At 69.8% G+C, this 12151-nt stretch carries 11 protein-coding genes, 1 tRNA gene and 1 pseudogene; 8 read left to right on the top strand and 5 right to left on the bottom strand.

The features are described from left to right. A pseudogene (locus KBY86_RS11075) lies at positions 1-126 on the bottom strand (photosystem II D2 protein (photosystem q(a) protein)); the annotation flags it as partial. Positions 127-405: 279 nt separating this feature from the next. On the opposite strand from KBY86_RS11075, the gene KBY86_RS11070 reads away from it, so the two are divergent. The 4 genes from KBY86_RS11070 to KBY86_RS11055 all read left to right on the top strand — a co-directional run bounded on the left by KBY86_RS11070 (position 406) and on the right by KBY86_RS11055 (position 2436). Then, positions 406-672, top strand: a complete 267-nt coding sequence (locus tag KBY86_RS11070) for a hypothetical protein (protein ID WP_255100680.1) — start codon at positions 406-408, stop codon at positions 670-672. Next, positions 669-1409, top strand: a complete 741-nt coding sequence (locus KBY86_RS11065; protein ID WP_094511591.1) for an ABC transporter ATP-binding protein — start codon at positions 669-671, stop codon at positions 1407-1409. Before KBY86_RS11070 ends, KBY86_RS11065 begins: the two co-directional genes overlap by 4 nt. A gap of 16 nt (positions 1410-1425) precedes the next feature. Beyond that, positions 1426-1497 (top strand) — tRNA-Asn (locus tag KBY86_RS11060). Between the two features lie 150 nt (positions 1498-1647). Beyond that, positions 1648-2436 carry a response regulator transcription factor gene (locus KBY86_RS11055; protein ID WP_094511593.1) on the top strand — a complete coding sequence of 263 codons (789 nt, stop codon included), beginning with the start codon at positions 1648-1650 and terminating at the stop codon, positions 2434-2436. A 148-nt stretch (positions 2437-2584) separates the two neighbouring features. Here the strand turns inward: KBY86_RS11055 and KBY86_RS11050 are convergent, their stop codons facing one another. Genes KBY86_RS11050 through KBY86_RS11040 form a run of 3 tightly spaced genes read right to left on the bottom strand, consistent with a single transcriptional unit; the run spans position 2585 to position 6630 of the window. After that, positions 2585-3544: a DNA polymerase III subunit delta' gene (locus KBY86_RS11050; protein ID WP_255141111.1), complete on the bottom strand. Its 960-nt coding sequence runs from the start codon at positions 3542-3544 to the stop codon at positions 2585-2587. Beyond that, positions 3537-4211 carry a dTMP kinase gene (tmk, locus tag KBY86_RS11045; protein WP_255141110.1) on the bottom strand — a complete coding sequence of 225 codons (675 nt, stop codon included), beginning with the start codon at positions 4209-4211 and terminating at the stop codon, positions 3537-3539. Before tmk ends, KBY86_RS11050 begins: the two co-directional genes overlap by 8 nt. Beyond that, positions 4198-6630, bottom strand: a complete 2433-nt coding sequence (locus KBY86_RS11040) for a heavy metal translocating P-type ATPase (RefSeq protein WP_399221437.1) — start codon at positions 6628-6630, stop codon at positions 4198-4200. The genes tmk and KBY86_RS11040 overlap by 14 nt, the downstream gene beginning before the upstream one ends. A gap of 160 nt (positions 6631-6790) precedes the next feature. Here KBY86_RS11040 and KBY86_RS11035 point away from each other — a divergent pair, with 160 nt between their 5' ends. After that, complete coding sequence (locus KBY86_RS11035; protein ID WP_094511597.1) at positions 6791-7312, top strand: photosystem I assembly protein Ycf3; 522 nt, start codon at positions 6791-6793, stop codon at positions 7310-7312. A gap of 81 nt (positions 7313-7393) precedes the next feature. Here the strand turns inward: KBY86_RS11035 and radA are convergent, their stop codons facing one another. After that, the gene (gene radA / locus KBY86_RS11030; RefSeq protein WP_255141109.1) at positions 7394-8875 is read right to left on the bottom strand and encodes a DNA repair protein RadA; all 1482 of its coding nucleotides are present in this window, start codon (positions 8873-8875) and stop codon (positions 7394-7396) included. Positions 8876-8967: 92 nt separating this feature from the next. On the opposite strand from radA, the gene rpaB reads away from it, so the two are divergent. The 3 genes from rpaB to KBY86_RS11015 are packed head-to-tail and all read left to right on the top strand — an operon-like array spanning position 8968 to position 12112. After that, the gene (gene rpaB / locus KBY86_RS11025) at positions 8968-9714 is read left to right on the top strand and encodes a response regulator transcription factor RpaB (RefSeq protein ID WP_094511601.1); all 747 of its coding nucleotides are present in this window, start codon (positions 8968-8970) and stop codon (positions 9712-9714) included. Then, positions 9695-11068, top strand: a complete 1374-nt coding sequence (gene plsX, locus KBY86_RS11020; protein ID WP_094511603.1) for a phosphate acyltransferase PlsX — start codon at positions 9695-9697, stop codon at positions 11066-11068. Before rpaB ends, plsX begins: the two co-directional genes overlap by 20 nt. A 51-nt stretch (positions 11069-11119) precedes the next feature. Then, positions 11120-12112 carry a beta-ketoacyl-ACP synthase III gene (locus KBY86_RS11015; RefSeq protein ID WP_094511605.1) on the top strand — a complete coding sequence of 331 codons (993 nt, stop codon included), beginning with the start codon at positions 11120-11122 and terminating at the stop codon, positions 12110-12112. The last annotated feature ends 39 nt before the right edge of the window (positions 12113-12151 follow it).

Genomic DNA, 12151 nt, shown 5'->3' with positions numbered 1-12151 from the left:
ATAGGCCGTGGGGAACAGCAGCAGACCGGACCAGCCGACAAACACGAAGCGGTCGCGCTTGAGCCAGTCATCGAGGACGTCGAACCATCCCCGAGCCGAAGGCGCGCGCCCTACAGCAATCGTCATGATGAAGAGGCTTCATGAAGCTTTACAAGGGCACTGTACGGAAATCAGCCGGCGGCCGGGGCTTCCGCCGCCCTGGCCCGGGGGCAATGAGTACTTGCACTCACCGGCTCCGTCAGCCCCAGGTCTTGCGGCCGCCCCGCTCGTCTGAACCGCACCGGAAGCAGCCCTGAATCCAGCCCCGAGCCAAACCGGAGCCAACCGGGAGCCGGCCGGCCCTTCAGCGGAAACCGCAGCGTCGCGCCATTCGCCAGAGTGGCGGCTGCCCTCACCGAAACCACCGTGTACGTCGTCGAGCTCTCGCTCAAGCTCAGCCCCATGCCCGTCTCGGTCCAGCGCAAGGAACTGGCCGACGCCCAGGCCCTGTATGGCCAGATCAAGGCGGTCTTGGAGAGCGGTCAACCGCGCGTGCTCGAACTCAGCTGCGAGAAAGCCGAGGAGAAACGGGTCAGCCTGCTGAGCAGTGAGCTGGTAGCCGTTCAGCTCTACGAACGTTCGGCCGCGGGTGGCACCGGCACCAAACGTCCCGGCTTCAGCGTCGACAGTTGACCAGCTCGCCACCGGCCCATGCCAGCGCCGGTTTCTCCGCCCCTGATCCTCCGCTGGTGGTGGAGAACCTGGGGTTCCGCTGGCCCAACGGCAGCCTCGCCCTTGACCACATCAACCTCGAGGTGCCCCGTCCAGGGCTGTGGATGCTCGTGGGGGGCAACGGCAGCGGCAAGAGCACCCTGCTGCGGCTGATCGCCGGGCTGCTCGATCCGCAGCGAGGGCGGATTCACCGCCAGCGCACGCCGGCTCTGGTCTTCCAGAACCCCGACCACCAACTCTTGCTGCCCAGCTGCGGCACCGACCTCCAACTCTCGTTGGCGGAGGGCCTCAGCCGTGAGGAGCGGCGCTGGCGGGTGGCCGAAGCCCTGGCCCAGGTCGGCTTACCTGGCCTGGAAGGGCGGCCGATCCACACGCTCAGCGGCGGCCAGAAACAGCGGGTGGCCATCGCCGGTGCCCTCGCCAGCGGTGCCGACCTGCTGCTGCTCGACGAACCCACCGCCCTGCTCGATCCAATCAGCCAGACGGAGGTTCTGGAGTTGATCCATCGCCTCTGCCACCGGCAGGAGCGACCCCTCACCGCCCTCTGGATCACCCACCGGCTGGAGGAACTCGAGCGCTGCGACGGGGCCGTGCTGATGGAAAGCGGGCGCATGGGCCGCTGGCAGGACGGGCCGGAACTATGCCGGCGCCTTCGCGGCAGGGTCTCCCTCTTGCCTGGCGGCGCGACCGAGGGGTAGGTTCACCGGGTTGCCATCCTCGGTAGCTCAGCGGTAGAGCGGTCGGCTGTTAACCGATTGGTCGCAGGTTCGAATCCTGCCCGGGGAGTTCCTGTTCGCCTTGCCGCAGCGCTGCCTGCCGGTTGTTCACGTTCCAGTGGCGCGGTTGCCAGGATCGTGTCCCATACTTCTGCGAAAGCAGCTCATACGGCCTCTTCGAATCCAACGGATTGCCGCTGTCACCCGCCCTGCGCCGCCCATGAAGCCCTGCATCCTGCTGATCGAAGACGACAGGGACATGCGTGAGCTGGTGGCTGCCCATCTGATGCACGGCGGCTTCCAGGTGGAATGCGCCGAAGACGGCATCAAGGGCCAGGCCCTGGCCCTGCAGGCCCATCCCGACCTGATCCTGCTCGATCTGATGCTGCCCAAGGTGGATGGCCTCACCCTCTGCCAGCGCCTGCGCCGCGATGAGCGCACGGCCGGGATCCCGATCATGATGATCACGGCGCTCGGCGGCACCAAAGACAAGGTGAGCGGCTTCAACTCCGGCGCCGACGACTACCTGACCAAGCCCTTCGATCTCGAAGAGCTGCTGGTGCGGGTGAAAGCACTGCTGCGGCGCATCGATCGCGCCCCTCTGGCCGAAAAACACAACGAGATTCTCAATTTCGGGCCTCTCACCCTGGTGCCCGAGCGGTTCGAGGCCATCTGGTTCGATCAAGCCGTCCGGCTCACCCACCTGGAGTTCGAACTGCTCCACTGCCTGCTCCAGCGTCACGGTCAGACCGTGGCCCCCTCACTCATCCTCAAGGAAGTGTGGGGCTACGAGCCCGACGACGACATCGAGACCATCCGGGTACACGTGCGCCACCTGCGCACCAAGCTCGAACCCGAACCGCGCAAACCCCGGTTCATCAAAACGGTCTACGGAGCCGGCTACTGCCTGGAACTGCCCACTGGCCCCCAGCTGGAACAGCAGGAGCGGCTGGTGCGGGAGCTTCGGCAGGACACGCGCGACCAGCTGCGCTCGCTCGAATCCGCCTGATTCCACCGACCATCTGCTGCTGAAGCGGCACCGACACAGCCGGAGCGCTGCTTCAGCGACTCCCCAGGCGCCTGTCAGAACTTCGCGCTGTTGTCCGTCAAGGGGCGTGTGGCGCAGGTGGCGGTCAGATCCCCCTGGAACCCCAGGCTCACACCAGCGATCCGCCCAGCTCCAGCAGCGCCACTTCCCAGGCCAGCCGGGGTTGCACAGCCCCCTGCAACTGGCGCCGGAGGCGCTCGATCCGCTGCTGATCGGCCTGGCAGAGATCGCGGCGCCAGCTCTGCAGTTGCCACCAGTCGAGCAGCCACAGCTGAAGATCGAGGTCCAGGGCTTCGGTGAGCTCACGGGCCAGGGCCAGCGCCTCCAGCGGTTGGCCCGGCCGCTCCAGCAGCCGCTCCGCCAGCCCCGGTGGCAGGGCCTGCCATTGCTCCCGGTGGCGCAGCAACGCCCCCGGCGAGCCGGCCGCCAGCGCGATCAGGCCGGCGGCCTCTGGCCCCTCCGCCACGGGTGAGAGATCGGCGCGGCGGTGCAGCACCGCCTGCAGGGAGGCCGGATCCAGCCGGCTGAACACGATCTGCTGGCAACGGGAGCGAATCGTGCTCAGCAGGCGCTCGGGCGCGCTGGTCAGCAGCACGAGCAGCCCGTTGCCGGGCTCTTCCAGGGTTTTGAGCAGGGCATTGGCCGCCCCCTCCGCCATCATCTCCACTGCCTCGATCACCACAAGGCAGTGGTCGCCCTCCAACGGCCGACGGGCCAAGAAACGGCTGATCGCCCGCACCTGCTCCAGGCGCAGCTGGGGCAGCGACCGCTTCGCCACTCCCTGGGCGATCGCCTCCGAACGGGGGATCAGCTGGCCCTGGTGCTGGTAGGTGGGCTCCACCCAGAGCAGATCCGGGTGGTTGCCCTCCTCCAGCCGGCGTCGCAGCGGGGCTGAACCAGCGATCCCGGCCAGGACGCCCTCGAGGAAGCGCAGAGCCGCCAGGCGCCGTCCCACCCCATCCGGCCCGCTGAACAGGTAGGCCGGCGCCAGCCGCTGGCGCTGCAGCGACGCGGCAAGCAGGGCCACGGCCTGGGGCTGGCCGATCAGGTCGGCGAACAGATCAGCCATCGCAGCCACCAGCAGCGGCGAAACGGCACCGCAGCAGCGCCGCAATCGCTTCCGCCACCTGTTCGGGAGCAGCGGCAGCCTCCACCCGCGCCCAGCCCCGCTGCGCCGCCAGCTGGGCGAATCCTCCAGCCACCCGCTGCAGGAAGGGCAGTCCCGCCGACTCGATCCGATCGGCGGGCCGGTGGCCGCGACGCTCCAGTGAGAGCGGCAGGGGCAGGTCCAGCCAGAGGGTGAGGTCGGCCGTCAGGCCGGCGGTGGCGATGGCCTCCAGCTGGCCGATCAACGCGAGATCCAGGCCACGGCCATAGCCCTGGTAGGCGGCCGTGGAGCCGGCAAAGCGGTCGCTGATCACCCAATGGCCCGCCGCCAGGGCGGGCGCGATGCGGGCCTCCACGTGCTGGGCGCGGTCGGCCGCATAAAGCAGCAGTTCCGCGGTGGGGCAGGGGCTGGCCGCCTCCGGCGGATGCAGCAGCAGCTGCCGCAGCGCCTGGCCCAGCGGCGTCCCTCCCGGCTCGCGGCACACCACCAGCTCCGCCCCGGGCGCCAGCAGGCCGCTGCTGGGCAACCAGGCCTGCAGGCGTTTGAGCTGGGTGGTCTTGCCACAGCCATCGATGCCCTCCAGCACGAGAAAGCGCCCCCTGGGGCGATCGGGGTCAGGCTGGACCATGCAGCAGCAGCGCGTTCACCACCACGGTGATCGAGCTCATCGCCATCAGCAGGGCCGCCAGGGGTGGGGAGAGCACCACACCGAAGCCTGGCAGCAGGACGCCGGCCGCGATCGGCAGCACCACAAGGTTGTAGCCGAAGGCCCAGAAAAGGTTCTGGCGCACCTTGGCCAGCGTGCGCCGCGCCAGCTGCAGCGCCAGCACGAGCGAGGACAAGCGGTCGCCAAGGATCACCAGATCGGCGGTGTCCTGAGCGATCTGGGTGCCGGTGCCCACGGCGATGCCGAGATCGGCCGCCGCCAGAGCGGGCGCATCGTTGATGCCATCGCCCACCATCGCCACCGGCCCCAACTGCTGCCAGCGCACGATCTGGTCGAGCTTCTGCTCGGGGCGCAGTTCCCAGGCAAGGGCGTCGTCCGGCAAGCCGAGCCGTTCACCGAGGCGCCGCACGGCAGGCTGCCGGTCACCGCTGAGCACGCCGAGGTTCAGCCCCATGGCACCGAGCTCCTGCACGGTGGCGACCGCATCGGCGCGCGGTTGGTCGTGGACCGCCACGAGGCCCAGCAGGCGGCTGCCAACCGCCACGGCCAACACCGAGCCGCCGTCGGCCTCCAGTGCTGTGAGCCGCTGGCGGAGCGGAGCGCCCAGACCAACCCCTCGCTGCTCCAGCCAGTCGAGGCGACCCACCCGGCAAGGGCCGCTGACCCCTTCCAGTTCCCCCTCCACCCCGGTCCCGGCGAAGGTGACGCAGGTGCTCACCGGCCAGAGAGGAAGCTGGCGGCGCTCCGCCTCCTGCAGCAGGGCATGGGCGAGCGGGTGGCGGGTCTGCTGCTCCAGGCTGGCCGCCACACGGATCAGGGCATCGGCGTCGACCAGCTCGGCCGCCAGCTGGTGAGCTGGATCCGTGGGGGACAGCTCGATCGCCACCACCAGGGGGCGGCCCAGGGTGAGCGTGCCGGTCTTGTCGAACAGCACCGCCTGCAGACGCGCGGCGGTCTCGATCGCATCGCCGCCCCGGAACAGCACACCAGCCCGGGCCGCCAGCCCTGAGCCGACTGTGATCGCCGTGGGGGTGGCCAGGCCCAACGCACAGGGGCAGGCCACCACCAGCACGGAAATCGCCAGCTGCAGGGCCAGGCTGAACGGGGTCTCGGCGGCGGCCCCAGCCAGCCCGTGGCTGGGGCCGCCCATGCCCATACCACCAAGGCCGTGCCCACCGAAGCTGTGAGCAGCCCCGGCCCCATGGCCCAGCAGCGGAGCCACCATCAGCACGTCCGGCCACAGGCGGGTGCCCCACAGCCACCAGAACAGGAAGGTGGCCAGGGCGAGAACAAGCACCAGCACGGTGAAACGGCCGGCCACCCGGTCCACCAGGCGCTGTATCGGCGCCTTGCGGGCCTGGGCCTGCTCGACCAGCGCAATGATCCGGGCCAGGGCCGTCTCCGCACCGGCGCGGGTCACCTCCAGCACCAGCGGCGCCTGCAGGTTGAGCATGCCGGCCGCCAGCTCACAGCCCGGGCGGGCCTCCAGCGGCAGGGGTTCACCGGTGAGACTCGACACATCCACCGCCGAGCAGCCCTCCAGCACCACCCCATCCACCGGCACCCGGTCGCCCGGCAGCAGTTGCAACCGATCAGCGGGCCGCAGCCCTCCCACCCGCACCTCTCGCGGGGGGCCATCGCCCACCAGCAGCAGCGCCGTTTCGGGTTGGAGCTGGGCCAGCTGCTCCAGCGCCCGGCCGGTGCGGAAGCGGGCCCGTTCCTCCAGGAAGCGGCCCAGCAGCACGAAGCCGAGCAGCATCACCGGCTCATTGAAAAAACAGGGCCAGCCCGCCGCCGGCCAGAGCAGGGCCGCCAGGCTGGCGAGGTAGGCGCTGCCCATGCCCAGGCCCACCAGGGTGTCCATGCTGGGCATGCGGTGCCAGGCGCTCAGGGCGCCGCGCACCAGGATCGAACGACCCGGCAGCGCCAGGGCCAGGGTGGCCACGAGGGCGTGGAACCAGAGCGCCGCCAGCAGGGCTCCGAGCGGGGACGCCAGCAGCGATGCCGGCAGGCTGCCCGCCTCCGCCAGATGGCCCAGCACCGACACCACCAGCAGCGTCAGCGCCGCGATCAGCTGGCGCCACTCCAGCCACCAACGATGGCGCTGGGCCAGCTCGGCCGCCGTGGGTGCCGGCAGCGACTGATCACGCAGGCGTGCCGCAAAGCCGAGCCCCTCCAGGCTGGCCAGCAGGGCCGCCACCTGGGTGTCGAGGCCTGGCTGCGCGGCCTCGACAGGAGCGGCCAGGCCCACCCAGGCGGTGTGGGTGAGCAGGTTCACGCTTGCCTGGTGCACACCGGGCACGGCCAGCAGGCGCTTCTCCACCGCACGCACGCAGCCCCCGCACTTCATGCCGTCCACCTCGAGCAGCACCGGCACCAGGGGGCAGGGAGACGGTGCAGCCGGAAGCGGTGAGACGGCGGGGCCGGGGGAAACCTGAACCACTGGGATCGGCAGCTGGGTTTCAGGCTAGGGATGGCCTCCGGCAGAAGCTGGCTCGCCGCGCAGGCGTCAGGATGGGTCCACAAACCAGACCGTTCCCGTGCCCCGCAGCCAACGCAACGACAACTTCATCGACAAGAGCTTCACGGTCATGGCGGACCTGATCCTCAAGGTGATTCCCACCAACCGGCGGGCGAAGGAGGCCTTCGCGTACTACCGCGACGGCATGAGCGCCCAGGGCGACGGCGAATATGCCGAAGCGCTGGAGAACTACGAGGAAGCCCTGAAGCTGGAGGACGACCCCAACGACAAGGCCTTCATCCTCTACAACATGGCGCTGGTGTTCACCAGCAACGGCGATCACCAGAAGGCGCTGGAGTTCTACGAGCAGGCGCTGGATCTCAACCAGCACATGCCGCAGGCCCTCAACAACATCGCGGTGATTCACCACCACCTCGGCTCCCTGGCGGAAGAACGGGGCGACACCGATGAGTCGGACCGCTGCTTCTCCCGCGCCGCCGACTACTGGACCAAGGCGATCCGCATGGCGCCGAACAACTACATCGAAGCCCAGAACTGGCTCAAGACCAGCGGGCGCGGCAACGTCGACGTCTACTTCTGAGCCTCGTCGGGGCGCCTGGGCAGGGCGTTGCCCGGGGCGGGGTGTGGCCTGGCCGGGGCAGGGTGGAGCCGCCGGCCCGGCTCAGTCGGCAGCAGGGTCAAACCCCAGCCCGGCCACCAGGGCCTCCGCCACAGTGGCGGCTTCCAGCAGCTGGAGATCAAGCCCGGCGGCGATCGCCCCGAGGCCGCTGCCGCGCGGCACCACCGCCCGGCGGAACCCCAGCCGCGCCGCCTCCTGGAGGCGCAGCTCCAGCTGGCCCACCGGCCGCAGCTGCCCCCCCAGCCCCAGCTCCCCTACCAGCACCGTGCCGGCCGGCAGGGTCAGATCGCGGTAGCTGGCCACCACCGCCGCGGCCACGCCGAGATCGGCCGCCGGCTCCTCCACGTCGAGGCCACCGGCCACCGCCAGGTAGCAATCGAAGCGTGAGAGGGGCAGCCCCATGTGCTTTTCAAGCACGGCCAGGATCTGGTGCAGCCGGTTGATGCCGATGCCGGTGGCCGTGCGGCGTGGGCTGGCGTAGCTGGTGGTGCTCACCAGGGCCTGCAGCTCGACCACCAGCGAGCGGGTGCCTTCACAGGCCACGATCGTGGCGGTGCCGGCGGCGGGGCCGTCATGGCCGAGGAACAGCTCGCTGGGATTGGTGACTTCCGCCAGCCCCCGGTCGCGCATCTCGAACAGGCCCAGTTCGTGCGTGGCACCGAACCGGTTCTTGACCGCCCGCAGCAGCCGGTGGCTGGCGAAGCGGTCGCCCTCGAAGGTGAGCACCGCATCGACGAGGTGTTCGAGCACCTTGGGCCCGGCCAGCATCCCCTCCTTGGTGACATGCCCCACCAGCAGCAGGGCGGTGTCCTGGCGCTTGGCCAGCCGTTGCAGGGCACCGGCGCATTCGCGCACCTGGGCGACCGATCCCGGCGCGCTGCTGAGCTGGTCGTCATGCAGGGCCTGGATGCTGTCGATGATCGCCACCGCCGGCCGCAGCGCCTCAAGCTCCTGCAGCACCAGCTCCAGATCGGTTTCCGCCAGCAGCTGCAGCCCGGCACCCGCCGGCACGGCCCCATCGGCCCCAACCGGCTGCTCCGCAGCGCCGGCATCTGGCGGGGCGAGCCGGCTCCAGCGCAGGCGAACCTGCTGCGCCGACTCCTCGGCGCTCACGTAGAGCACCGAGGTGATGGCGGCCAGCGCCTGGGCGCTCTGCAGCAGCAGAGTGGATTTGCCGATGCCGGGATCGCCCCCCACCAGAACCAGCGCCCCGGGCACCAGCCCGCCGCCCAGCACCCGATCGAACTCGGCGAAGCCGCTGGGCAACCGCTGGAGCGGCCGCTCCACCGCCATCAGGATCGATTCCGAGCGCCGGGGACGCCCTGGCGCCTGGGCCACCTTCTCGCCCGCACCGGTACGGGCAGGCGCGCCCTCAGGGGCGGCGCGGCGGCGGCGGCCATCAGCGGCGGGGCCGCTCTGTTCCACCAGCGTGTTCCAGGCACCGCAGCCATGGCAGCGGCCGAAGAACTGGCGGGTCTGAGCTCCACAGGCCTGGCAGATGAACAGCGGTGCGGATCGGGCCACGGCGGTGTGTGAAGAATGGTGGCGTTGGGTGAATTTGCCGCCCCTCCGACCAGTTCAGTGGTCAGGACTTGTGTACCCAGGCCGGCGCAACCATGACGGCTTCCTCCTCCGCCAAGGAAACCATCCTGGTCGTTGACGACGAGGCGAGCATCCGCAGGATTCTCGAAACCCGCCTCACGATGATCGGCTACGACGTCGTCACCGCCTGTGACGGCGTGGAGGCGCTTGAGGCCTTCCGCCATTCCAGCCCGGATCTGGTGGTGCTCGACGTGATGATGCCCAAGCTCGACGGCTATGGCGTCTGCCAGGAGCTCCGTAAGGAATCCGATGTGCCGATCGTGATGCTCACCGCTCTGGGCGACGTGGCCGACCGCATCACCGGCCTAGAGCTCGGTGCCGACGACTACGTGGTGAAGCCCTTCAGCCCGAAGGAGCTGGAGGCCCGCATCCGCTGCGTGCTGCGCCGGGTGGAGAAGGAGCAGGTGGTGGGCATCCCCAACTCCGGCGTGATCCAGGTCAACGAGCTGCGCATCGACACCAACAAGCGCCAGGTGTACCGGGGCGAAGAGCGCATCCGCCTCACCGGCATGGAGTTCAGCCTGCTGGAGCTGCTGGTCAGCCGTTCGGGTGAGCCCTTCAGTCGCGGCGAGATTCTCAAGGAGGTCTGGGGTTATACCCCCGAGCGTCACGTGGACACCCGGGTGGTGGATGTCCACATCTCACGGCTGCGTTCCAAACTGGAAGATGATCCAGCCAACCCCGAGCTGATCCTCACCGCACGGGGTACGGGTTACCTGTTCCAGCGCATCGTGGAAGCCGTTGCCTCCGAAGGACTCTGATTCAGAACTGAGACAACGCCGCGCCAAACCCAGCCGCGCGATCCGCCGGCTGGTGGTCTGGTATCGCCGCAATGCGACGGTCACCAGCCTGGTTGACACGGCCACCTCCTCAGCCAGCACTGCCGCCTCCGCTGCTTCCGCCGCCGCCTCGGTGGCCGGCTCGATGGCCTCGGCGGCAGGTTCGGTGGCCTCCTCCGCAGGCACCATGGCGGGATCGGTTGCCGGCACAGTGCTGCAGCCGCTGATGAGTTACCCCCGCCGGCGCCTGCAGACCGGTGGCGATGGGTCCGCTCCGATCCGCGACCGTGACCGCATCTGGATGGCCGTCGACGGCATGGGGGGAGACCATGCCCCCGGCCCGATCCTCGAGGGCTGCCTGGCCGCCGTGCGCTGCCTGCCGGTGAAGATCCGCTTCGTGGCCGAAGCCGCGGCGGTGCAGCAGGCCGCGGCCGCCCTGAACCTGGAAGACGACCTGCGCGAGAGCCTGCAGGCCGGTCTGCTGCAGCTGGTCGCCAGCGGCCCTTCGGTGGGCATGGACGAGGAAGCCACGGTGGTGCGCCGCAAGCGCGACGCCAGCATCAACATGGCCATGGACCTGGTCAAGAGCGGTGAGGCGGCGGCGGTGTACTCCGCCGGCAACTCCGGTGCGGTGATGGCCTCGGCGATCTTCCGGCTCGGACGGCTCAAGGGCATCGACCGCCCCGCCATCGGCGCCCTCTTCCCCACCAAGGACCCGGGCCGGCAGGTGCTTGTGCTCGACGTGGGCGCCAACATGGACTGCAAGCCGGTGTACCTGCAGCAGTTCGCCCTGCTGGGCAGCATCTACAGCCGCGACGTGCTCGGCATCCCCCAGCCCCGCATCGGCCTGCTGAACATCGGCGAGGAGGCCTGCAAGGGCAACGAGCTCACCATCAAGGCCTACGCCCTGCTCGCCGCCGAGCAGCGGCTGCGCTTCGCCGGCAACTGCGAAGGCCGCGACGTCCTCTCCGGCAGCTTCGATGTGGTGGTCTGCGACGGCTACACCGGCAACGTGCTGCTCAAGTTCCTGGAGTCGGTGGGCAGCGTGCTGCTCGATGTGCTGCGGGCCGAACTGCCCCGGGGCAGGCGCGGCAAGGTGGGCTCCGCCTTCCTGCGCAGCAACCTGGTGCGGATCAAGAAGCGCCTCGACCATGCCGAGCACGGCGGCGCCCTGCTGCTCGGCGTCAATGGGGTCTGCGTGATCGGCCACGGCAGCAGCAAGGCCCTTTCGGTGGTCAGCGCGCTGCGTCTGGCGCACCTGGCCGCCAGCCATGGGGTGATGGAAGATCTGCACAAGCTCAGCAGCGAGGAGAGCTCCGTTCCTGCCTGTGGTTGACTGAGCCGAACCGTGGGTGAGTCGGTGGCGCTTGGCCGGATGGGCGCAGGCATGGCGCTCGTGGGATGCGGCAGTTCGCTCCCCGCTCTGATCGTCAGCAACGACGCGCTGAGCCTTCGCGTCGACACCAACGATGAGTGGATCCGCAGCCGCACCGGCATCGCTGCGCGCCGTGTGGCCGGGCCCACGGAAACGGTGACGTCGATGGCCACCGCCGCCGCCCGCAACGCCCTTGATCACGCCGGCTGGTCGGCGGAGACGGTGGATCTGATCCTGCTGGCCACCTCCAGCCCGGACGACCTGTTTGGCACCGCGCCGCGGGTGCAGGCGGGGCTGGGGGCCACCAACGCCGTGGCCTTCGATCTCACAGCCGCCTGCAGCGGCTTTCTCTTCGCCCTGATCACCGCAGCCCAATACATCCGCGCCGGTAGCGCGCGCAAGGTGCTGGTGATCGGGGCCGACCAGCTCAGCCGCTGGGTCGACTGGGACGACCGGCGCACCTGCGTGCTGTTCGGCGACGCCGCCGCCGCCATCGCCGTGGAGGCCTGTGAAGGCGAGCGGGATGGCCTGCTGGGCTTCCGCATGCGTTCTGACGGCCGCCGCGCCGCCTGCCTGACCCTGGCGCAGCGGGAGGAGCGGCAGGCGCTGCTCGACGGCCACACGGCCCAGCGCGGAGGCTTCGCGCCGATCCACATGAACGGCCAGGAGGTGTACAAGTTCGCCGTCAAGGAAGTGCCGGCCGTGCTGCAGGAGCTGCTCGCCGCCACTGGCACCACCGCGGCCGAGCTCGACTGGCTGCTGCTGCATCAGGCCAACCAGCGCATCCTCGATGCGGTGGCCCAGCGTTTCGCCATTCCCAACCAGCGGGTGCTCAGCAACCTGGCGGCCTACGGCAACACCTCTGCCGCCACGATCCCGCTGATGCTCGATGAAGCGGTACGTGATGGCCGCATCCAGCCTGGCCACCTGATCGCCAGCAGTGGCTTCGGCGCCGGGCTGAGCTGGGGAGCGGCGCTGCTCCGCTGGCGTGGACCCGGCGGCTGAGGGGGCTGGCCAGGGCGTCGCCGTAATCTCAGATTCCGT

The organism is Synechococcus sp. Lug-A (genome assembly GCF_024345655.1).
Taxonomy (GTDB): domain Bacteria; phylum Cyanobacteriota; class Cyanobacteriia; order PCC-6307; family Cyanobiaceae; genus MW101C3.
This window is presented reverse-complemented; position numbering and strand designations above follow the sequence as displayed.

Coding starts and splice junctions, on each gene's coding strand:
- KBY86_RS11015 (WP_094511605.1), top strand. CDS start 11,120: ATGGCGCTCGTGGGATGCGGCAGTTCGCTCCCCGCTCTGATCGTCAGC.
- KBY86_RS11050 (WP_255141111.1), bottom strand. CDS start 3,544: ATGGCTGATCTGTTCGCCGACCTGATCGGCCAGCCCCAGGCCGTGGCC.
- rpaB (WP_094511601.1), top strand. CDS start 8,968: ATGACGGCTTCCTCCTCCGCCAAGGAAACCATCCTGGTCGTTGACGAC.
- KBY86_RS11055 (WP_094511593.1), top strand. CDS start 1,648: ATGAAGCCCTGCATCCTGCTGATCGAAGACGACAGGGACATGCGTGAG.
- tmk (WP_255141110.1), bottom strand. CDS start 4,211: ATGGTCCAGCCTGACCCCGATCGCCCCAGGGGGCGCTTTCTCGTGCTG.